The organism is Streptomyces sp. NPDC046716, from assembly GCF_040645755.1.
Taxonomy (GTDB): Bacteria; Actinomycetota; Actinomycetes; order Streptomycetales; family Streptomycetaceae; genus Streptomyces.
This window is the reverse complement of sequence record NZ_JBEYYU010000089.1, coordinates 1-20,994: the sequence shown is the minus strand read 5'-3', so window position 1 is coordinate 20,994 and position 20,994 is coordinate 1. Positions and strand designations below refer to the sequence as shown.

Sequence of the window (20,994 nt, the reverse complement as noted above, 5' to 3'; positions counted from 1 at the left end):
GCGTTGGGAACCCGGCGATCAGTGCTTGGGACCACAGGCGCGCCAAGAGTTGTCTGCATACACAGCAGCCGCGGATGAGCGCGCGCACATGCCGGGCCTTCGGAGCAGAGCGCGGCCCGCGTTATCGAAGAAGGCAATCAATGTCCTCACCTGCCCTTGCCGCCGATGCGGCTGTCGCCCTTCATGGCCCCGCTCGCGTAGCGGGTCTGTTCGCCGACTTCGCGGAGAATGAGGCCGCACGAGTTTCCTTGCCGGGCCGGAACACGGTAAGCAGACTCGCGGCGCTCACCGCGCTGGGGGAACGCGATCTGTCGTTGGCACGCCTGGCGGAGGGACACCTCGACGCCTCTGCGATCTTGCAGGAGATCGAGCAGTCCCTGCCGGAGCCGGGGGAGCGGTGGGGGGTGTGGGCGGCGCGCCCGCCGGATCCAGTCGTGCGCGCCGAGCGAGCCACGAATGGATGGCGGGTGCGCGGTACGAAGCCGTTCTGCTCCGGTGCCCGAACCTGCACTCACGCTCTGCTGACCGCTGAGGCCGAGGATGGTTACCGATTGTTCGCGGTGCCCCTGTCACAGCGCGGTGTCGAGCCGGTGGAGGGCACGTGGCCGGCGGTCGGCATGGCCGACAGCGACAGTCTGGACGTCACCTTCGCAGACGTTCCGGCACGGCCCGTCGGCGGTGTGAACGCCTATCTGGACAGGCCGGGGTTCCTGCACGGAGGGGTCGGCGTAGCCGCCTGCTGGCTCGGAGGAGCCCGGGCCGTGGCCGCTTGCTTGTATGAACGAGGGGCCGCGGGGCGCCTTGGTGATCACGCGGCTGCCCACCTGGGAGCTGTCGACGTGGCCCTCCACGCGGCCGACACCGTGCTGCACCAAGCGGGCCGGGAGATAGACGCCGATCCGGACGACACGCAGGGCCGCGCCCGCGTGCGGGGCCTGCGCGTGCGGGCCCTGATCGAGAAGGTGTGCACGGAGGTGCTGGAACACGTGGGGCGCGCGACCGGCGCTGGGCCGTTGTGTCACGACGAGCGGCACGCCCGGGCCGTGGCCGACCTGACGGTCTACGTACGTCAGCACCACGCCGAAGCGAATCTTGCTGAACTCGGACGTCTCGCAGTGCCCCTCCGTACGCAGGAGGCCGCCCGATGAGCCGTATGCGCGCGAACCAAGCAGACACCTGGCAGGACGATCCCCTGTCCGCCCGAGACCGGGAGGCCGCGGCTGCCGCGATCGACGCCGCGGGCACAGCCGAAGAGCTGTGGCGGGCCAAAGAGTTGCCGCGTCAACTACCTCGGCAGCCGCTGCCGATCACCGGACCGGTCCTCGTGGTGGCCGCACACCCCGACGACGAAATTCTCGGCTTCGGCGGAACCATGGCGCACCTCCTGGGCGCCGGCGTTCACGTCAACACGGTCTGCCTGACCGACGGCGAGGCCTCCCACGGCGACACGACACTCCAGGCTCAAACTCGGCTCGCGGCCCGCCGACGCGACGAACTCGCCCGCGCCCTCGAAGCGCTGGGCCCCATGCCGCCGCCGGTGCACATCGCCCTGCCCGACACCGGCCTGGACGAACAGGAACACATCGCATCCGCCGCGATCAAGGCGCTGCTGCAGGACACCGGGGCCGCCTTGTGCGTTGCGCCATGGGCTGGAGACCTGCACAGCGACCACGAGGCGGCAGGCCGGGCAGCGAAACGCGCCGCTCAGGGCGCGGGCCTTCCCTTGTGGTCGTACCCGGTGTGGATGTGGCACTGGGCGCGGCCCGGTGATCCGCGCGTGCCATGGCACCAGGCGGCCGTGCTTCCCCTGACCGCCGAGGCCCAGGAACGGAAGAAGGCCGCTCTGAACTGCTTCACCAGTCAACTGCAGCCGCGTGGCCCGCAGACCGGCCCCGTGCTGCCCGAGCAGGAGATCGCCCACCACACCCGCGCGCTCGAGACGGTGATCACGTGAGCACCCCCGCCTCCTACTTCCACGATCAGTACGCGGGTGCCTCCGACCCGTGGCATCTGGCCGAGCGCTGGTACGACCGCCGCAAGTACTTGCTCACTACGGCGGCGCTGCCGTGTCGCCGCTACGCGCGGGCCTTCGAGCCCGGCTGCTCGGTCGGCGTGCTCTCCCAGATGCTGGCCCAGCGCTGCGACAGCCTGCTCTCCACCGACCGGATCGCCGCCGCCGTCGAAGCGACCCGGCGGCGTACCGCCGGCCTGGAGCACGTGCACGTGCAGCAGATGACCGTCCCGCAACAGTGGCCACAGAGCACCTTCGACCTCGTCGTACTCTCCGAAATCCTCTACTACTTCGATACCGGCGCCCGGGATCGGATCCTGCGGCAAAGTGCTCAGTCCCTCGACGACGGCGGACATCTCGTGACCGTCCATTGGAACCACCCGGTGGCCGAGCACTCCTGCACCGGCCGCGACATCGCGAAACAGCTCGACACCATGACCGACCTGAAGGCGCTGGCCCGCTACGACGATCCCGACTTCACCCTGACCGTCCACGTGCGCGGCCCCGCATCGCATACGCCGATGTCCCCGGCCCGTGCCGAAGGCCTCGCATGAGCTGCCGTGCGGTCGCCGTGATCGTCCCGGCGCACAACGAAGCCCCCCTCATCGCCGCCTGCCTGCGCAGCGTGCGCGAGGCGGCCCGGCACGTGGCGCCCCTGCCCGTCGTCGTCGTGGTGGTCGCCGACGCCTGCTCCGACGCCACGGCGACCGTCGCCGCCGAACACGGAGCCGTCGTCCTCCGCATCGACGACCACAACGTGGGAGCCGCCCGTGCAGCTGGCGCACGCCATACGCTGCGGCTCCTGGGCGATGTGGCAGATGCTCTCTGGCTGGCCATGACCGACGCTGACACCACGGTGCCCGACACCTGGCTCACCCACCAGATCACCTGGGCGGACCAGGATTACGACGCCGTCCTGGGAACCATCCGCCTCGCCGCCAGCCCCCCGGCCACCACCGTGCGTGCGGCTCTGCACGATGCTGCGTACTTCCACACCCGCCCGCCCGCGGGCAGCGCCCCGTGGCGTCACCCGCACGTGCACGGAGCCAACCTGGGCGTTGCAGCCGCCGCGTACCAGCACATCGGTGGATTCGCCGAACTGCCCACCGGGGAGGACCACGACCTCGTCACCCGACTCCTTGCCTCCGGACACCGGATCGTCCGCACAGACGGCCACCCGGTGCGCACTGCGGCACGTACCAGTGGCCGTGCACCGGGTGGTCTCGCCGACCTTCTCGCTCGCCTGGAGGTAGGGGGCGAACTTGCCCCGTCGGCGCTCAATGAGCAGCCGGTTCCAACTGTTCCTGTGGGTGCTGACCTGGCCACTGGAGGTGGGTCGGCCTCCACAGACGCAACCATTGGGACCAGACTTTCAGACCGCGGGCGCCGGCTGGCTGATGCGGGTCGGGGCGAAGTCCGTACCGGCGTTGATGCACAGCACGAGCCGTTTCCGGCGCGCAACAACGCAGAATGACCGACGGAGTCAGTCCTACTTGTGATCGTCGCTGTCGACTCGTGATCCTCGGCGCCACGGTCCCGGCACCGCCCACCGTGCGACCCGCTCTCATCTGTCGAGCTACTCGCCGAGCCACGGCACCAGGTCGTTCGTCATGGGGACGTCCTTCCGTGCCGCGCTCTCAGGCTTGTAGTGGGTTGGCGGCCGCCATGACGGCCTGCTCGGTCCGCTGACGCGGCATCACACCGTTCAACCCAGCGGCGCGAGACCGCTGCCGACAACCCTCCCCGCTCCTTGTCGGGAAGGCCGCCCTCACCGATCTGGGACGCCTTGGCGAAACTCTTGGCGTGGGGCAAGGCCACAACTTACGGGCTCGGTCAAGATGATCGGTGGAGGCGAAAGAGCGTGGGTGGTGCGAGGGCGGCCTGACACTCCCCAGTGAATTGGCCGCCCTCGCAGCACATCCTGCGACTGGGTGCCCCCTACAGTGCAGACCAGTCCTGCGCAGGCCTGCATGCGATTGTGATGCCGATCACTGTGAGCGCTCAGGTGAGGCGGCGCAGGGGCCCGCCGCGGAGTCACATGCCGCCGTGGGTACGGGCCTCCTCGAAGTCACCGGCGTCCTCCAGCGCAGGCCGCACGTGCTCCAGCAGGGACTCGATCGCCGTCCGGGCCGGTACGGGACGGATCAGCCGCGGGCACACGAGCGTTCCGTCGAGTCCTGACCGGCCCGCGCGCCAGCCGGCGAGGCGCAGCAGCGACACCGGGTGTGTCGCGGCGAGCTCGCCGGCCTGCCAGTCACGAGGCGCAGTCTCGACCAGGCCCCGTACGAGCATGGCGAGCAGGACCGTCGTGAACGGCTCCAGGCACACATCGGCGACGCGGACCTCCACGGTCGGGTGGGCGGCGGAGAGGCGCGCGTCGAAGTGGACCATGCCCCGGTCCCATACGACTCCGGTGGCGACCATGGCCCGGACCTCGCGGTGGTAGGCGGCGGCGTCGAAGAGATCCACCGGCCCGGCGGTCGACCAGCGCCCCCACACCCGGCTGCGGTAGCTGCTGTAATGCGATTCCTTGCCCTGCCAGAACGGCGAGTTGGCGCTCAGCGCGACCAGTACGGACATCCAGGGGCGCAGCCGGTTCAGCACGGCGACGCCCTCCTCGTCCGACTCGACCTCCACATGGACGTGGCAGTCGCACGTCAGCTGCTCCTGCGTGGTGAGACCGAACTCCCGCGCCAGCCACTGATGGCGCTGACCCGTACCGACGGTGGGACTCACCGGCAGGGGAGAGGTGGCGAGCGCGACGGCGGCGCCGCCCAGCCTCTCCGCGTGATCGGCAGCCGTGGTGCGCGTTCGACATCGACTGGTGCGGACGGGCGGCGAACTCCAACTGCTAACGGTGCAGCTCCGCCTCGAAATCGCCGTCGCTCGCGCGGTCGGCGACGGCCATGACCGCGCTCGCCATGGCACGCGGCTCGCTGCTGTCGCGGTCCACGAGCAGCAGTTCCTCCTCCATACCGACTCCATACCGACACTGCGCAAATGTCATGCCCCTTCGAGTCTCTTCGAAGCAGGAATCGATAAGGGGCCGACGAAAGGAGGGGATGCGCCCCAGCGGGGGAGCCGCACGGTCTGCCTCACAGTTCCCGCCCGCCACCCGCGCGGCAGAAACGAGCCAGCAGCCGGACGTGAGGCCTACCTTTGGTGATGATGGCCCACCTTCAGTGATGTCGATGAGGCAAGCACATTGTGCGGAGCCCACCAGCGCTTGACGTGCTCGATGACCACTGCCCGCGTAAACCCATTGAGGCGGGTACCCGTCGGTTGGCGTGCCGAGGTAAGGGATGTCGCCCAATTCCGCCTAGATCATCCGAGCTTCCCAAGTTGATGTGTTTCGTTGTCAGTGGCTACTGCGAAGATCCCGGTCGGTCAACTGAGAGAGGGAGCCATGGGTACGTGGGATGTTCACCCGTTCGACAACGACACAGCTGCGGACTTCGCCGACGATCTGGACGACGCTGCGATGGCGGAGCGTGAAGCCCTCATCCGCCGAGCGCTCTTTCGTGCTGCCGACAACCAGGACTACCTAGAGGCCCCGGAAGCCGAAGAGGCAGTGGCTGCTGCTGCCTTGGTTGCTGCCCAATGTTCAGAGGGCGAGCCAGTCAGCATTCCGTACGGTCCTGACGAGCCGGTACCGACTCTGTCCGTGGAGCTCAAGCCGTTGGCTGTCGAGGCCCTTGACCGAGTCCTCGCAGATGAGTCGGAGCTCGCAGAGCTTTGGGAGGAGTCGGAGAGCGGCGCAGCCTGGCGCGGAAGTATTGGCCGACTTCGGCAGACACTCGATCCGGTGCCCCAACTACCGGGGGATCCGCTGTTCGAGATGTGAGCCCGGTGTCCGTCGCTGCCTTGATCCTGGGCCGTCCCTGGGCGGGCCGAAGCTGCTCAGTACCAGCCGACGACGACCGATGACGACTGCTCGGGCAACCGCGACCGAGTCCCGGAGCCGCAAAAACGCAGGCCGCCAAGATCTCCGACAAGCCCCAGGGCAAGAAGAAGGCAACAAGCAGCGGTAGCCTTCGGACGCGGATCAGACATGTGGGGGACAGCGTGGTGGAGCGCGAGGACGGTCGGCCGGCCTACCAGGTAGGCGACGTACTGAAAGTGAGCTGCTCGCCAGCAAGAACGCTCGTCGCTGATGATCGGGGCTCTTACATCTCTGTGGAGTGGCCCTGGGAGAAGGCCGATCCGGACTCCCGGTTCCGATGGAACGGGCAAGTGGCCTTCCCTGTCGATCCTGGCTCACGGGAATGGTCCTACACGCTGTTCCGCACCGAGCCGAGCCCTCAGTACCTGAACCGCGGGGACTCGTGCAGCGTCAGCATCCCCGAGACGCTCGTTCGTGTCATCGACATCCTGCGTCACGACCCGCCTCTGGACCTGGGTCGGGTTCCTCGACCGCACACAAGGCTGGTCGTACTGCCCGTCGATGCTTCCTCTGACGCCCTGCAAGAGGACGAAGCGGCCACGATCGAGATCGAGTCCGCCGCGCCCATCGCGATCGAACTGGTAGAGCCGGCCTAGAGATTGCGGGCCGGGCCAACCGGCTCTTCCGCAAGGTCCGGTCTTCCGGACACGGTGGCTCTTTTTGGCGCTGCGAGTAGCTTCAAGAAGGTGACTCGACGTAGCGCCGACCCAGCGTGGCAGCGAGCGGCATCGGCGCGGGCGCGTGCCGTGCAGGCGGCTGCGGCCGCCGGCTTCCATGATCTCCTGGGACAGCGGGACGGTGCCGACCGGCACAGAGTGCTTGCGGTGCGAGGTGGCGCGCAGCGTCGGCGGTGGCCACCGCCGACGCTGGCCTGGTGGCCCAATGGCCGAACTACGGGCGTGCGGTCCTGAAGCTCGGATTCCGGGCCGCCGCGGCCGTGCCCCTCACCCGTGCGGGCAATCGGTTAGGCGTGCTGGCCGTGTTCGGCGAAGCCCGTCTACCCCCGGAGGCGAACCGCGAGCACATCGCCGCGGCCCTCGCCTCTGACGTCGTCCTGACGCGGCACAAGGAAACCTTCGGGCTGCGAATACCGCCGTGGGAGCGCCGTCTACCGGGCGTGGGCCGAAGCAAGAAGACTCCGGACACCTTCGTGCGTGAGACGCGGCCAGAAGGGTACCGGACTCCCCGGTCTGGACCAGTGGCCGTCCTTTCCTGTTCCCACACCCCCCCCTTAAGGACCGCCCCATGACTCCTCTGTCTGCGTTCCGCCGTCTTCTGCACCGGGTCGTCGTAGTACTCGGCCGACGTGACGCTTCACCCAGATCGCCGGGGCATGCCGTCCTGCCGCGCCGCACGCCGGAGACCGGCATGCCGGTCTCCGCCCTTCCTGTCCGACTTCACTGCGACGACGGCCGCCTTGTGCCGCTTCTCATGGACCTCCGCTACGACCAGCAGGATCCGTTCGCCGTTCTCCTCGCCTTCTACGGGCCCGGTGGTCACCGGGTGCAGTGGTGGCTGTCCCGGGACCTGCTCGTGACCGGCTCCGACACGAGCGCGGTCCACGGCGACGTGCTGGCATGGGCCTCGCTGAACGGTTCGGGCAACGAAGTACTGATGGTGCGCCTTGGCTCCGATTACGCCAACGCGCTCATCGAGATCCGCCGCGGACCCCTGCGACACCGGCTTGCGCACACCTACACGGCCGTCCCCGCCGGATCGGAGATGGACCGGGTGGATTGGCGGGCGGAGATCCGTCAACTTGTCCGTAGCCGGTAGCGCAGTCACCGCGCCACAGCGGCCCCCTTTCTGGGGCCCGCAGACGCCGGCAGCACCCACTCCGCTACAGTCCGAGCCCACCCTCGCGCCCAGCGCTGACTCCGGGGCGCAACTGCTGTTCGCAGTGGTCACCTCTTGCTGGTGAAGCGGGAGCAACGGTGGATTGATGCGCTACACGTCTTGGCGCGCGGCGCGCCGGGACCGGATCACTATGGCTGGCTCGCCGGGCGCGTGCCGTCTGCGCTACGAGCCCGGTGGGCGGCATAGGAGGCGCCCTGGCTGCCGCTCTCTCGGCCGCGCAATTCGCGGCGGTCTGCTCATGGGGCAAGACGGTACACAGTCCAGACGAAGGCGCAGGGGTGGAACGCTGTCTTTTCACCAACCGTGTTTACCCACGACCGGGGGCGCGAGCTCGCGTTTCACCTGCAAATCTCTGGGAACTCAGGACCCGCTTGGGATCACAGGCACCGCACATCCGACTGCCGCTGACTGGTCTCTGGAGTCACCATGATCACGCCTTCCTGTGCTGTCCTGCGCACGTTGCTCGCCCAGTACGCGACAGCCCGAATCGAGCACGCGGAGCAGCCCGGTCCACGGACCGCGAGACAGCTCGCCGACGTCTCCTACACGTTGTGCGTGATCACCAACGCGCGCAGTCTCACGGCGGCACTGACCGTCGCGGACGCCCTGCTCCAGCGAGCTGAGCAAGCGGGTCTGCCGACTCCTCAAGAGACGGCTCCCGCGGGGCGCTGAGCGCTCCCGCCGAACCGGAAGAGCCGTGGCCACCGCAGCAGGGATACGCCCATGACCGCACACGCACGCGCAGCACAGACCATCCCACCGGCCCCGCCGCCGCGCCTGCTGGCGCCTCGCGGCGTGTACGCGCCGCAGTACGACACCGACCTGCTGCTCCAGGCGCTGGACGGTGAATCCGTCAGCGAGCGGAGCGAGGTGCTCGACCTGGGTACCGGAACGGGAGCCGCGGCTCTCGCCGCGGCACGGCGGGGAGCGCACGTGACCGCCGTCGACCTGTCGTGGCGTGCGGTGTGGACGGCGCGCCTCAACGCCCGGATCAACCGGACGCCCATCATCGTCCGCCACGGTGATCTGGGATTGGCATGGGCGCCGGGATCGTTCGATCTGGTTGTCAGCAATCCGCCCTACGTGCCGCTGCCACCCGGGACCCGCACGGCCCGTGGGGAGGCGCGGGCCTGGGACGGCGGGCCGGACGGCCGCGCCGTGGTCGACCGGGTGTGTGACGCCGCTCCGCGTGCACTGCGCAAGGGCGGCACCCTGCTGATGGTCCACTCCGCATTGTGCGATCCGTCGCGGAGCGTGCGCCGACTGGAGGACCGCGGTATGAGTGCTGCGGTGATCGACAGGGCCTATGTTCCGTTCGGTCCGGTTCTGCGCACGCGCCGCGCCTGGCTGTGCGCCCAAGGGCTTCTGGACGCCGATGCGACCTACGAAGAGTTGGTGGTCGTCCGTGCCGAACTCAGCTGAAGCCCGCGCCGCGTAAAGGCCTATCGAGAGGCCTTCCGGTCGAAGTGACCGACGGAGACGAAACCCGCAAGCGGAGCGCTCTGACGCATCACGACCTCACCACAAAACCACTGGTCAACGGTCCTTCCCATACAGCCCCTCGGCAGTGTCGAGCGGCCGGGGGAGGGCATCCGGGCGCCGGCAACACCGCCGCCCGCATCCGGAGGCGAGAAAAGGAGGCTGCCATGACGACCCGAAACAGTGTGGTCGAGGAGCTGAAAAGCGATCACCGAGAGGTCGAGGAACTCATCGCCCGCTACGACAAGGCGCCGTCCGGCAGCGAGGAGCGCAAACACATCGCGGACTTGTTCACCATCGAGCTGGTGCGTCACTCGGTCGCGGAGGAGATGTACCTCTACCCGGCGGTGCGCCGCTGCGTGGTCGGTGGTGAGGCATTGGCGGACAAGGAGCTTGAGGACCATGCCGGGGTGGAGAAGCGGCTGAAGGGTCTCGAGCGGGCCCGCACCCCATGCGGAGGTGTTCGACGCCCAGGTCGCTGCTTTGCAGGAGGAAGTCAGCGAGCATGTGCGCGACGAGGAGAACAATCTCCTCCCCGCTTGCAGCGGGCCTGCACGGTCCAGGAGTTGATCGAGCTGGGGGACAAGGTCCGTGCGGCGAAGCAGACCGCGCCGACGCGCCCGCATCCGCATGCGCCGGACTCGCCGGCCACCCTCAAGCTCCTGGCCCCGGGTGCCGGTCTGGTCGACAGGGTCCGCGACTACGTCACCGGCCGCGGCAGGACCACATCGTAAGCGCGCCCTGACGGCGTCCGACGTGGCCCGGGACTAGGATCGCTTGCCCTGAGGGACGGTGCGGCGCGCCCGGCGCCGCGGCCTGATTCTGGCGGGGGCGGCCGGATCGTTGCGGCAGCATGGCACAGAGTTTCCGGCCCTGAACCCCGGCCGGAGACTCGCCTCCTAGACGGGGCCACGCGCGAAGCGCCGGCCGTGACGTTGAAAGATCGCAGCCCATGTACGAACCCGCCCCTGCCGATGTTGAGCAGTCCGAGGGCCTGTTGGTCATCACCTTGTACGGGGATCTGGATACCGACGATGCTTCGGCCCGCTGCAGTGAGCCGACCAGGGCTACGACCATCGTCGACGTCCGCGACGTCACCTACTGCGCTACTCAACTGCTCGGCTGGTCCCTTCGGCTGAAACGTCACGCCGCGGCCCGTGGGCACACTCTCGTCGTCCGTGGCCCGCTGCAGCCTCCGCTCACCCGCCTGTTCGCGGTCACCGGAACGCCAGAGCGCTGTGGCATCACACCCGACGGCATCGACGTCGACCGAGCCCTTTGACCGGCGTCCCGGGCCTTCGACCGTGGGGTGTGCGGGGAGGGTGAAGGGGTGGCCCTGCACGGCAGGCGGTGGAAGACTGCGGCTGTGGGCGCCTTGGACGGAGTCGGCGCCGTATCAGGGCACACGCGGGGCCGTGTTCACGGTTCTTCAGGGGCCGCCTGTCCAATTCCCCCACCGGGCGGCTCCGTCCGAGGCCCAGGCGTCGGGGAAGCGGGGATCGAATTCCACGCTCGTTCTGCTTGTGATGCCACTGGGGCCCGGCCCATGCAGGTAGAGGCTTGGCCCACTCCTTTGCCTCTGATATCCGTCGGCCCCCACCCGGATCGGTCGGGCTCGGGGCATGGCCGCCCCAGGCGGGGGTGGCCGGCCCGTCAGTGCTCGGCAGACGACGCCGTGCTCTCGCACAACTGGCGTGCTGCTTCGCGGAGTTTGATGTTCTTCTCCTGCGAGTAGCGGCGGAGGACGTTGAAGGCTTCGTCTTCGTCGATGTGGTGTTGGGCCATGAGGATGCCCATGGCCTGGCCGATGGTGTGGCGGGAGTCGATGGCGCGCTGGAGGCCGGCGTGCTCACGCGCCCCGGCGAGGGCGACCGCGGCGTGGGAGGCGAGCAGCCAGCCGGCGGTTTCGCTGTCGTCGGTGAACGCGCCGGGCTTGCGGGAGTAGAGGTTGAGGGCGCCGAGGTTGTCCTGGTCGTCGGTGTAGAGGAGGAAGCCCATCATGCTGCCGATGCCCAGGGCGTGGGCCTTGGGTGCGTAGTGCTGCCAGCGGATGGTCTCGGTGGACAGGTCGTGGATGCGGAAGACGGGGTGTTCGATGCGGGCGGCGTCGAAGCAGGGGCCCTCGCCGAGTTGTTCCTGGAGCCGGTCGCTTTCGTCGACCATGGGCCCGGACGCGGCCAGGGTCGTCACCTGACCCTTGCGCAGAATCAGGATGCCTGCCGCATGGCAGTCGTCGACGAGGGCGACAGCCGCATCGGTGATCTTGTCCAGGGTGGCGTCCACGGAGTCCCGGGCCAGAAAACCGCGCGCCATCGACGCCATGTGCACCGAGAAGTCCCGCCAGTCCATCAGCTCTCCGTTCGTCGTCTGCCAGGCTGGTCGGGGCCAGCCTGCCACGAGCACATATGCCAGAACACGCGCGGCGGGTATGAGTGCTTCCGGATCGGGCACTCGCAGAGCGTGCGGCTCGTCCGTTCCCCCCCCCGTGGCGGCCGTGCGCGATCGGTGGGCGGCGGCCAAGGTGCGCGGGATGATGACCCGGCCGCCGCCCCCGAGCAGGGATCCCAGACATGGCCGTGCGCCAGCCGCGCGCTTATCGAGGGCGTCACCGCGTGCTCGACCTGCCGGCCGGCCACTGCGCTCGGGGTGCTGGACTGACCGGACTGCCGCAGGGTGGAGGCATGGTTTCCCCGCCCCTAGTGATCTGCCCGGCCGACGAGGACGGCGCTAGGCGTGTCCGGATCGACGACATGATCCTTGACGGGGCCTACTGCGTGCAGGATGTCGCCGCGTTCCTCCAAGGAGCGGGGCTCCAGTCGCTCGACGAGGCCGACGTCGTCCGGACCACCCTGATCGACTGGCGAGGCGGCGGCCCCGACAACTGGACGAACTGAGCGAATACGGCCCGGTCGATCTTCACAAGTCGTTCGCAGGCCGTACCTTGCACTGGAGCCCGGGTGCCGAGATGGTGAAGTCAGACCGGTGCACCTACCCTGAACCCTGGTGGTCCCCGTGGCTTTCTTCGCTGTCTTTCCCTCGCGCCCCTTGGAATTACTGTCCGCAACCGATCTGGCTCGTGAGCATGAACGCCTGGATGCCGAAGTGGCAGGGCTTCGCGATGCGGTGTCCTCGCACGCCCTGGTCGACCAGGCCATCGGCGTCGTCATAGCGCTCAGCCAATTGCCTGCCGAGGAATGCTGGCGGGTACTGCGCGACGTGTCGCAGCACACCAACGTCAAGCTCCGCCACGTCGCTGAGCACATCCTGGCCTTCGCGCAGGGCGGCACGATGCCCGACGACGTGCGAGCCGAACTGGACCGCGCCATCGGCCGGTACGCCGCGCTGCGCGGCTGCGACGCAACCCCTGAGCTCTGAGCCAGCTTGCCTATCTGTACATGCGCCGAGTGCTGTGGCACCAAACGCAGGCCGTACGCGAGCGCGCCACCCGCTACCTGCGCCCTGCCGCGCTGCTCTACGTCGGCGACTTCGACGCCTCGGGTGCAGGCATCGAGCGCGATGGGTGTTGCGAACCGCTTGCCGGAGCCGTGGAGAGCGCATCGTGCTCACTCATGACCAGGTGCGCGGGTACGCGCCCCCCGTTACGGTCGGCAAGGCTGGAGATCCGCGGTGGCCCACGTTCGTCGGCCGAAAGGGGCTCGACCCGGCCCGGCGCCGGTGCAGTGGTAGGGCGAGGCACCGGAGCCGGTCGAGCTTCAGCGCCTGGTCCTTGCCGCCGTCGCGCCGCACATCGACGAAACGCTGCTGGCCGACCGCCTCGCGGAGGAATGACGGCAACGCAGCCTGCTCCGTGCGGTCATCGGGCTTGGTCTCCCGACGGTTCACCGAGCGCTGAGTGACTCCCACCTGGGTGGAGGCGCGCTCTTCGGGGCTCACTGCAGCGGGCCGAGGCGTCGTTGAGGACGTCGTCGATATCCAGACCCCCGACGGCCTGGAAGGCGGGAGTGAACGCCGCCGACGCGGACTGCAGCACGAAGACCAGGACGTACACCTGCCACACCTGGTCGACGATGGGCAGCGTTACCGCCCCTGCGCACCAGCCGCCCCGCAGGCGTCAGCACCATCGAGCCGCGTGGTTCCTTCGGTTGAAACGTCACGCTGAGACCCGCGGGCCCCCACCAGAATCAGACCTCTCTTCGCTATCTGTCCCTACGGTGCGCTTTTGGGACTGAGCTTGAGCGGCTCTGCACGGGAGTCCGGGAATCAGCGCGGCGGCCGTGGCGCGGGGCAGCGTGGTGGAGGCCGGACGCCGGGACGCGGACGGCCGTGCCGCCGACCGCTCGGGACCCGTACCGCGCCTGTGACGTACGCGGGGGCGTCGGCGGGCCACACACGTACCCGCGCCGGCCACAGTCGCGTCGCCGTCAGCGCAGCGCCGGCCGCCACAACCCCGAGGACCGCCACCGCCACCCCCGGTCCCTCCGCCGCGTCGGCGTCGGCGCCGAGGCGGAGGAAGTCACGTACGTAGAAGACGGACTGGACGGCCACCAGCGCGCTCGCTGGCCAGGAGCAGCCCGCCGCGCAGCATCACGGGCCGGTTCCCCGCACTCGCCGCCGCCCTGCTGACGGTGGCCGGCTACCACCGGCTGTTCACCGGCACGCTGCTCGGGTTGCTCGCCTCCGCCGCGCTCGTGCTCAACCGCGGCGACGCGGACAGTGCCCTTTTGATCGGTGCCCCTGACTCGATCGTCGGGTGTGCGGGGAAGGTGAAGGCGTGGCCCTGCATGGCGGCCGGTGGAACACTGCGCTGTGGGCGCCTTGGACGGAGCCGGCGCCGTACCAGGGTGCACGCGGGGCCGTGTTCACGGTTCTTCACGGGGCCGCCCGTCCCATTCCCCCACCGGGCGGTCCCGTTCGATGCCCGGGCGTCCGGAAGCAGGTCTGCATCCCGTCGGCGTGACGCCCACGCCCTCTTTGAGCCTCACAACAGAGAGGGCCGGGTTTGAGTGTCTCGCGTGGCTGCCGCCGTGGACGGGGACCGACCAGGGCAGATGTAGAGGGCCGGACGGGTCCTGCAAGCCCGTGCCAGGGCCTGTTGCGAAAGTGCCGGTCGCTGTTCAATGGCGTGATCAGCCGAGCACGCAAGGGGCTGCCGGGGACGGTGGGCCATGATGTGCGCCGGGAGCGATCGGCCATAGAGGAGTGTCGTTGAGCAAGACAGTGCCGGTGATTTCTGGGGACACCATGTTCTGGGCTTATGACGTGGCCCTCGGAGTGCTCTTCATCGAAGCGGCGAGAGTCGGCGCAGAGACATCGGCCGAACTGCAACCGTCCTGGTGGCCGGAGCTGGAGCAGGATCTCCTCTCACACGCGCTGGCGGGTAGCAGCTTCGCGGTCCTGCTCGATGAATTCGGCGTTCAAAAACGACAAGCCCTCCTGAACTGTGTTGTGGAAGCGGCTCGGCGGATCGAGGCGCGCGGCGGGGTGAGCCGGGACGAAGTCTCGACCTGGACCGAGTTGGAGGAGAGCGCGACCAGCTTCCTACGCGGCGTAGAGCACATCAACGCTGCCCCGCTTGTCGAGCTGGCGGGCGCCCTGGTCGATCTGGCTGCTGGAACGCTCCCTCCGGCTCCGGCCGAGCAGCATTGGCTCTACGGAACTTCCGAGGGTCGGCTCGTGCAGGGCGAATAGGCATGGCTGCCGGTGCGCAGGTCACAGTCATTCATTGATGACAGCGATCAGCACCGTCGCGTGGTGGCGCACGGCGAGTTTGTCGTACCTGGTGGCGACGGCGCGGTGGCGCTTGAGCCGGTTGATCCCGCACTCGACCGCATGCCGCTGCTTGTGGTCGTCCTTGTCGAACTTGGGCGGGCGTCCGCCTCGGAAGCCGCGCTTCTGGCGGTTGCGGATCTGGTCGGACTTCTCCGGGATGGTGATCTTCACGCCGCGTCGGCGCAGGTAGGAACGGTTTGCGCGGGAGCCGTATGCCTTATCGGCCCGCACACGGTCGGGTCGCCTACGGGGCCGACCAGAACCGATCCGCGGCACCCTGTGCGGCCACTTGTGTCGTATGACGACATAGACGGAACCCTCTGCGTATGGCGTGGGACTGGCGAGCGGCAAGTTCGTCGACTACACGCACGTGCTGTGGATGGACATCATCCTCAACATCACCTGGCTTTTGGCGGTCATCGGTCTGCTGTCCTGGATCACCTGGGGCTTCCTGGAACGTCGGCACGGCATCCGCGGCGCGGTACGCAGACACGACGCCAAGGGCGGGAGGATGCCCGGGCGACGGGTGATCACCCGTACCGTGCTCTCGGTGGTCGGCTCTTTTGTGCATGTCGTCCAACGCTCCTCATGGTGCCCTTCTTCACTGCTGAGGTACGGAAGAAGGCGATCTCCGCGTATGTGCCTTCAGTCTGTGGCCGCGATCCCCACGCCGATCCCGATGAGCAGGGCCCCACTGATCCGGTCCCAGATCCGGCGCTTCGCAATGTCGGTCAGGAGCGGCCGCAGCCGCGCGGCGAACTCCACCAGCGCGAACCAGTACGCCACTCCCACCGCGATGTCGACAACTCCAAGCAAGAAGATCTGGCCCGTGGTGGACCCGTCCGCGCCGCCCACGAACTGCGGCAGGACGCTCAGGAAGAAGAGCGCGGCCTTCGGGTTGAGCACATTGGTGAGGAAACCCTCCGTGAAGCTGGAGCGGAAGCTCTTCGGGCGCTCATGACCTGCGACGGGGCCGCGGTGCGGCCGGGACGAGGCCGCTCCGGAGCGGGCGGCAAGCAGCGCGCGGCCGCCCAGGAACACCAGGTAGGCGGCGCCTGCCAATTTGATGACGGTGAACGCGTACGCCGACCGGGCGGCGATCACCGACAGGCCGAGCGCCGCAGCGCACATGTGGACGCAGAGCCCGCTCTGCGCGCCCCAGGCCGCCGCGCGGCCGAAAGTCTTGTCCCGGGCTCCCGCCCGGACGATCACCAGGAAGTCCGGCCCCGGCACGAGATAGGCCACCATCACCACACCGAGGAAGCCGAGCAGGTTCGGCATCGTGGGCGAACTCCTTCGTCATCGACGCGTCAGGAGAATTGGAGTACCCCAAAGCGGAGCATTCGGACCGCTGCTCCCGCCCGGCCTGATGCCGTCCGAAGTGATCACACCCCTCAAGCGCGCGGCCCGGCAGGAGACGCTGCAGCGCTCAGCGCCCTGTGCGCTGCCGCTGTCGGCAAGCGCATCCTTGTTCCGTTACAGGCTGGCTCGCGCAGCAGCCGTCACCACGGATATCGGGCTGGGCGCTCGTACCGAGGGTGTCGGCGTCGGCCTTGACCACGTAGACCTCCCAGGGCTCCCGGCCGGGCCCGTGGACCCAGACCTTGTCCTGGAGGGCGTAGCAGCAGGAGGTGTCGTTCTCCGCGAACGTCGCCAGACCGGCGTCCTTCAGGCGGCCGGTGGCGGCGGTGACCTGGTCGGGGGAATCGACCTCGACGCCGAGGTGATCCAGGCGGGTTTCCTGCCCCGGCTCGCCCTCGATGAGGACGAGTTTGAGCGGGGGCTCGGTGATGGCGAAGTTGGCGTACCCCTCGCGCCGCTTGGCCGGTTCGGCGTTGAACAGCTTCGAGTAGAAGGTGATCGACGCCTCCAGGTCGCTGACACGCAGGGCGAGCTGAGCGCGGGACATGGCGGGACTCCCATTCGCTTGCATTGATATCTGTCGATGCAACATTGCGCGCTGTATCGAAGGCTGTCAATATAGAAGTATGTCGAATCAAGAGCTTGTGGTGCAGGGGCAGAGTACTGAGGCGGACGCGTGCTGCCCGGGACTGCTGACCGCGCCACTGGACGAGGAACAGGCCGTTGACCTTGCGAAAGTCTTCAAGGCCCTCGGTGATCCGGTACGCCTCCGACTGCTGTCGATGATCGCCTCGCAGGCGGGCGGTGAAGTCTGCGTGTGCGACCTGACCCCGGCCTTCGACCTGTCGCAGCCGACGATCTCGCATCACCTCAAGCTGCTGCGGCAGGCCGGTCTGATCGACTGCGAGCGGCGCGGTACCTGGGTCTACTACTGGCTACTGCCGGAGATGGTCGACCGCCTCACGGGCATCCTGGCCCGCCCCGCCGGCACTCCGCTGCCCGACCGTGGCGAGACGACCGGCGCTGACTCGTGAGTGACCGGGCACCTGAGCAGAAAGTAACCGGGCGCCTGTCGCTCCTGGACACCGCCACCTGACGGTGTGGATCATCGCCGCGATGGCCGTCGGTCTCTGGGCCGCGTGATACCGGGACTCGGGGACGCGCTGGCCACGGTGACCGTAAGCGGGGTGTCCCTGCCGATCGCACTGGGCCTGCTCGTGATGATGTACCCGGCGCTGGCCAAGGCCCGCTACGACCGACTCGACACCGTGACCCGCGACCGGCGCCTGTTGCTGCCCTCACTGCTGCTGAACTGGACCGTCGGCCGGCCGTGATGTTCGCCCTGGGGCATGTTTCGAAAGTGCCGGGCATAGCTGCAAAAAATGGTGAGCCCTGGGCATCGTGAAGGTGGTCGTGCATGATCAGCGGGGTGAAACAAGACCTCGACGCCCTGTCGACTCTCTGGGAGCGGCAGTGGCCAGCTCCGCCGGGTGCTTCGCTGCGCCACGTCTACCCGGAGCGATGGGCGCGTTTCCACAGCCTCCCGGAGTCCAAGGAGTATCCCGAGAGTGAGGACGAGTACGCCATCATTCTTGAGCGTCAACGTGTGCTCTTGGAGGAACTGGGCCCCGATGACGACCTACTGTGGGTGATCACCACGGAGTGGGGTCAACACCCCGAGCCGGGACCTCGCATGACAGAACTGCAGCGGGTCGATCCGCACGCGCGGCATTGGGAGAGTTGGCTCTCCGACGATGACGACCCGGATGACCTTGTCTACCAGCACGTGCATGTGAGCTCCCGCTCACGCATCGACAGCTCAGTGGACCCCCTGCTCCGACTGGTCGCGGACGACGTCAGCATCGCGGTCACCCTCGCTCCGCCCGACCTGCGCTGGGTCTTCCGTCCCTACCCCGGAGGCGTGGATGTGTTTGCCTCCAACACCGCTGAACGCGACTCCTTGAAGGCAACTCATCCCGACTGGCTCTCTACGCATCCCAGTGGCCTGTAGATAGTGGATCATGAACCGACCATGATCGCCCCCGGTTGGCCGTGGCCCTCGGATTGCGGGGTCCACTCGATGCTGCCTTGTCCGGGGAAGCGTCTTGGACTCAGCGCGGTTTGCGCGTCGATGTGCGTCCGGTCTGTGGTGCGGACGCCGACTGCGACGGCATTCTGACGGCTCATGAGCGCGGGGGTGGCCCTTGCCAGGCCCGTGGCGCCGAGCGCCATGCAGTGGCCTGGAGGTGCGGGATACGCACGCCGGCCGACGGGGGGTAGGCCTCTAGGCCGCGCGTCGGCGGCTACCTCAGGCGTAGCCGGGTCGGCCGTCCGGCGTGCGGGTTGCCGGGTGCTTCCTGGTCCGCTGAGGAAGGGTCTGCGACGTTCGGCCTGGAGCAGACTAGATGCTGAACGCGGCCCGGTCTCCAGCCCCACGCCCGTGGGCGGGTTGAGGCCCTCACGCGAGGTCTCGGCGTTGCGCCCGAGCATCAGCGACGACGCCTTTGAAGGGGCGGCGCTGGATCTTCTCCCGAACGTGGCACGAGCCCGTGCCACTAACGCCCTCTGAACGGGCTCCGTGAAAGCTGGGCCCGGCGCGCGGGGACTGGAGCTACCGGCATCGTGACCAGGCAGTCTTGTCCGGCTCGGCAGGCTCGTCCGCGTTGATCCGGCCGATGGCCGTCCCTTCGAGCGCCGCGTTTGAACGGTCATGACCGAGGGGACCCGGGGCGCTGCCGTGAGCGGCATGAAAGCCGAGAAAGGAAAGGGGAGCTATGACACGCCGACCCAAGCCCGAGGTGCGACCCGAGACTCCCGGCAAGCGTCCGCCCGTCATACCGCGCGATCTTCCCGACCAGCAGGCTGGAGCACAGGACGAGGATCCTCTCGACGCGCAGTGGCGGACACAGCCGCGGGACGGTGAAGCGGAGCCCGACGAGTCCGTTCCCGAGCCTGATGAATCCGGTTCCGGCCGTCGCGGCGCCCCTCTCTCCGGCGGCGTTCGCCCAGACCAGCCGGTGCCGGACGAATCGTCGGCCTGATCGCAGCGTCTGCGCGGCCCCCCCCCGCCACGGGGCGAGGTGCCGCCCGGTGTGAGCCCCAGTATGAGGGGCTGACACCGACAAACGGAGCGATCCAGCCCGCTGGAGCAAACCGTAGGAGAGAACGTCAGTACGAGCACGTCAAGGAGAGCAGAAAGAAGCGCGGCTGAAGGGGCCCGTCCCGACGGGCAGGGAATAGCGGTGGGCTCCGGGATGCCGCAGCGAGTCGATCACGCTCCACATCCTCCAGCCGGACCGCGGGGCCTGCAGCCCGCCCCGCGCGTGGGTGAAGTTTCGACGCACAACACGCTTTAGAAGCATGAGTGTTGCAGGTGGGTGTGGTGCGGGCCGGCCTCGTCGTCACGGGGACAAGAGAAGAGCGAAGCCGACCGCCACCGCGCGCGGCGGTGCTGTCCTCATTCCCTGAAATTCGCAGCGGTCACCTGTGCCGGGCTTCTCGGGTCGACGCAGAATTCCGCTCCTGGGAGCGTGATCAGAAGACTCGGTGGGGACGCGCAGGATGGCGGACGGAGCAGCTCCGCTCGAGGATGCTTGCACGCCCCCTGCGCATGCACGGGGGAGGCAGGACGGTGCTCGCCCGGAGGTGTTGCCCGGCGTGATTCTGGCCTGCGATGATCTGGAGTCATTCTGTGATCACGGGGGTGTCTGAGATGAGAGTCTCACGAACGGGGCTGGTATCGCCCCGGAGAGTCGTGCGGCGAGCGCCGGTGGTGTTGAGCGTTGCATCGGTCACTGCGGTCCTTGCGGTGGCGGGGTGCGGCAATTCCGGCGCCAGCCCTGACGACAAGGGGCTGCCTGTGCGGTTGGTCAACACGTCGGCGTCGGACGCCCTGATCATCGGGTGCTCGTCGTGCGGCAAGGGCGGTATCCGGGTGGTCGGGGACCCGGACCGGGCATCCGGCGGCGCCTATTTGGGGTAGGACGAGAAGCGTGCCTGGCCGGTGACCTACAAGGTTGTCGTGGACGGGGTGGAATCCGTCTGCCCGCCCATCGACCCAGGGCTCGGGAAGGGAACCGTCGGTGCCCGTGACATCGTCTACGTCGTGACGCCGTTCGGGCGATGCACGGCCGGGCCGGCAGACACGAACGAGCTTTGAGGCGCTCCACTCACGACGTTGCCGGACAGGTCCTAGCCCGACCCCGCCACCCGGCTGGCTCAGTGCGACGCACTTCAAGCAACTGCCGTGCGATAACCGTATTGTGAGGCCGATGCGTGGGTACGGGAAAAATGCCGCGCCAGCTCCGGTGTCATCCATTCCTGCCATTCCCCGGGTGTGCCCCTACGCATGACCTGTGGTTTAGGGCTTAGGTCTGGTGCGGTGGCGTCGGCGCGTTTCTCGTGCGCGCGCATGGTGGAGAAGGAGCTGTGCTCGACTTCGGTGAGAACCGCGTGGTGCTCCACCTGAACCCTGAGGTTCAGCAGAAGAGGCAAGCACCATCTCATGAGCACTTTGCCTAAAGGGTGTTGCACAAGGCCGTGATCTGGGCATCTCCGGTGTATGGCTGGGGTGTTGAGGGCTGAACGTGTGTGGGTGGAGACGTTCACGGGG

At 68.2% G+C, this 20,994-nt stretch carries 19 protein-coding genes and 3 pseudogenes; 17 read left to right on the top strand and 5 right to left on the bottom strand.

Annotation, left to right across the window (positions count from 1 at the left end; all coding sequences use genetic code 11):
• Positions 1 to 140: 140 nt before the first annotated feature.
• From ABZ930_RS38400 to ABZ930_RS38385, 4 genes are read left to right on the top strand one after another with little or no spacing between them, the layout of a single operon-like run.
• A complete protein-coding gene (locus tag ABZ930_RS38400; protein ID WP_361559136.1) occupies positions 141 to 1,148 on the top strand; it encodes an acyl-CoA dehydrogenase family protein in 1,008 nt (335 codons plus the stop codon).
• Positions 1,145 to 1,954: a PIG-L deacetylase family protein gene (locus ABZ930_RS38395; protein WP_361559133.1), complete on the top strand. Its 810-nt coding sequence runs from the start codon at positions 1,145 to 1,147 to the stop codon at positions 1,952 to 1,954. The genes ABZ930_RS38400 and ABZ930_RS38395 overlap by 4 nt, the downstream gene beginning before the upstream one ends.
• Positions 1,951 to 2,565, top strand: a complete 615-nt coding sequence (locus ABZ930_RS38390) for an SAM-dependent methyltransferase (RefSeq protein WP_361559130.1) — start codon at positions 1,951 to 1,953, stop codon at positions 2,563 to 2,565. The genes ABZ930_RS38395 and ABZ930_RS38390 overlap by 4 nt, the downstream gene beginning before the upstream one ends.
• A complete protein-coding gene (locus ABZ930_RS38385; RefSeq protein WP_361559128.1) occupies positions 2,562 to 3,485 on the top strand; it encodes a glycosyltransferase in 924 nt (307 codons plus the stop codon). Before ABZ930_RS38390 ends, ABZ930_RS38385 begins: the two co-directional genes overlap by 4 nt.
• A gap of 593 nt (positions 3,486 to 4,078) precedes the next feature.
• On the opposite strand, the pseudogene ABZ930_RS38380 reads toward ABZ930_RS38385, so the two are convergent.
• Positions 4,079 to 5,018 (bottom strand): annotated as a pseudogene (locus ABZ930_RS38380) (glutamate--cysteine ligase); the annotation flags it as partial.
• A gap of 399 nt (positions 5,019 to 5,417) precedes the next feature.
• On the opposite strand from ABZ930_RS38380, the gene ABZ930_RS38375 reads away from it, so the two are divergent.
• The 7 genes from ABZ930_RS38375 (at position 5,418) to ABZ930_RS38345 (ending at position 10,572) form a co-directional block, all read left to right on the top strand.
• Entirely contained in the window at positions 5,418 to 5,855 is a 438-nt protein-coding gene (locus ABZ930_RS38375) for a DUF4259 domain-containing protein (RefSeq protein ID WP_361559151.1), read from the top strand.
• A gap of 221 nt (positions 5,856 to 6,076) precedes the next feature.
• Complete coding sequence (locus ABZ930_RS38370; protein WP_361559125.1) at positions 6,077 to 6,550, top strand: hypothetical protein; 474 nt, start codon at positions 6,077 to 6,079, stop codon at positions 6,548 to 6,550.
• Between the two features lie 772 nt (positions 6,551 to 7,322).
• Positions 7,323 to 7,730 carry an SsgA family sporulation/cell division regulator gene (locus ABZ930_RS38365; protein ID WP_361559122.1) on the top strand — a complete coding sequence of 136 codons (408 nt, stop codon included), beginning with the start codon at positions 7,323 to 7,325 and terminating at the stop codon, positions 7,728 to 7,730.
• A 507-nt stretch (positions 7,731 to 8,237) separates the two neighbouring features.
• Positions 8,238 to 8,483 carry a DUF5133 domain-containing protein gene (locus ABZ930_RS38360; RefSeq protein WP_361559119.1) on the top strand — a complete coding sequence of 82 codons (246 nt, stop codon included), beginning with the start codon at positions 8,238 to 8,240 and terminating at the stop codon, positions 8,481 to 8,483.
• Positions 8,484 to 8,534: 51 nt separating this feature from the next.
• On the top strand, positions 8,535 to 9,233 hold the full coding sequence (locus tag ABZ930_RS38355) for a HemK2/MTQ2 family protein methyltransferase (RefSeq protein ID WP_361559116.1): 699 nt from the start codon (positions 8,535 to 8,537) through the stop codon (positions 9,231 to 9,233).
• Between the two features lie 224 nt (positions 9,234 to 9,457).
• A complete protein-coding gene (locus ABZ930_RS38350) occupies positions 9,458 to 10,024 on the top strand; it encodes a hemerythrin domain-containing protein (RefSeq protein WP_361559113.1) in 567 nt (188 codons plus the stop codon).
• Between the two features lie 218 nt (positions 10,025 to 10,242).
• Positions 10,243 to 10,572 carry an STAS domain-containing protein gene (locus ABZ930_RS38345; RefSeq protein WP_361559110.1) on the top strand — a complete coding sequence of 110 codons (330 nt, stop codon included), beginning with the start codon at positions 10,243 to 10,245 and terminating at the stop codon, positions 10,570 to 10,572.
• A 371-nt stretch (positions 10,573 to 10,943) separates the two neighbouring features.
• Here the strand turns inward: ABZ930_RS38345 and ABZ930_RS38340 are convergent, their stop codons facing one another.
• Positions 10,944 to 11,639 (bottom strand): GAF and ANTAR domain-containing protein, encoded by a 696-nt coding sequence (locus ABZ930_RS38340; RefSeq protein ID WP_361559107.1) that lies wholly within the window; start codon positions 11,637 to 11,639, stop codon positions 10,944 to 10,946.
• Positions 11,640 to 12,040: 401 nt separating this feature from the next.
• On the opposite strand from ABZ930_RS38340, the gene ABZ930_RS38335 reads away from it, so the two are divergent.
• The 3 genes from ABZ930_RS38335 to ABZ930_RS38325 all read left to right on the top strand — a co-directional run bounded on the left by ABZ930_RS38335 (position 12,041) and on the right by ABZ930_RS38325 (position 14,939).
• A complete protein-coding gene (locus ABZ930_RS38335) occupies positions 12,041 to 12,184 on the top strand; it encodes a hypothetical protein (protein ID WP_361559104.1) in 144 nt (47 codons plus the stop codon).
• 118 nt (positions 12,185 to 12,302) lie between these two features.
• A complete protein-coding gene (locus tag ABZ930_RS38330; protein ID WP_361559101.1) occupies positions 12,303 to 12,665 on the top strand; it encodes an ANTAR domain-containing protein in 363 nt (120 codons plus the stop codon).
• A 1,791-nt stretch (positions 12,666 to 14,456) separates the two neighbouring features.
• The gene (locus ABZ930_RS38325) at positions 14,457 to 14,939 is read left to right on the top strand and encodes a hypothetical protein (RefSeq protein ID WP_361559098.1); all 483 of its coding nucleotides are present in this window, start codon (positions 14,457 to 14,459) and stop codon (positions 14,937 to 14,939) included.
• A gap of 27 nt (positions 14,940 to 14,966) precedes the next feature.
• On the opposite strand, the pseudogene ABZ930_RS38320 reads toward ABZ930_RS38325, so the two are convergent.
• The 3 genes and pseudogenes from ABZ930_RS38320 to ABZ930_RS38310 form a co-directional block, all read right to left on the bottom strand.
• Positions 14,967 to 15,299: pseudogene (locus tag ABZ930_RS38320) on the bottom strand (transposase); the annotation flags it as partial.
• Between the two features lie 366 nt (positions 15,300 to 15,665).
• Complete coding sequence (locus tag ABZ930_RS38315) at positions 15,666 to 16,301, bottom strand: LysE family translocator (RefSeq protein ID WP_361559095.1); 636 nt, start codon at positions 16,299 to 16,301, stop codon at positions 15,666 to 15,668.
• A gap of 148 nt (positions 16,302 to 16,449) precedes the next feature.
• Positions 16,450 to 16,929 (bottom strand): ArsI/CadI family heavy metal resistance metalloenzyme, encoded by a 480-nt coding sequence (locus tag ABZ930_RS38310; protein ID WP_361559092.1) that lies wholly within the window; start codon positions 16,927 to 16,929, stop codon positions 16,450 to 16,452.
• A gap of 79 nt (positions 16,930 to 17,008) precedes the next feature.
• Here ABZ930_RS38310 and ABZ930_RS38305 point away from each other — a divergent pair, with 79 nt between their 5' ends.
• From ABZ930_RS38305 to ABZ930_RS38295, 3 genes and pseudogenes are all read left to right on the top strand, one after another.
• Complete coding sequence (locus ABZ930_RS38305) at positions 17,009 to 17,416, top strand: metalloregulator ArsR/SmtB family transcription factor (protein ID WP_361559089.1); 408 nt, start codon at positions 17,009 to 17,011, stop codon at positions 17,414 to 17,416.
• Positions 17,413 to 17,707 (top strand): annotated as a pseudogene (locus ABZ930_RS38300) (arsenical-resistance protein); the annotation flags it as partial. The gene ABZ930_RS38305 and the pseudogene ABZ930_RS38300, both read left to right, overlap by 4 nt.
• A 92-nt stretch (positions 17,708 to 17,799) precedes the next feature.
• Positions 17,800 to 18,393: a hypothetical protein gene (locus tag ABZ930_RS38295; protein ID WP_361559086.1), complete on the top strand. Its 594-nt coding sequence runs from the start codon at positions 17,800 to 17,802 to the stop codon at positions 18,391 to 18,393.
• The last annotated feature ends 2,601 nt before the right edge of the window (positions 18,394 to 20,994 follow it).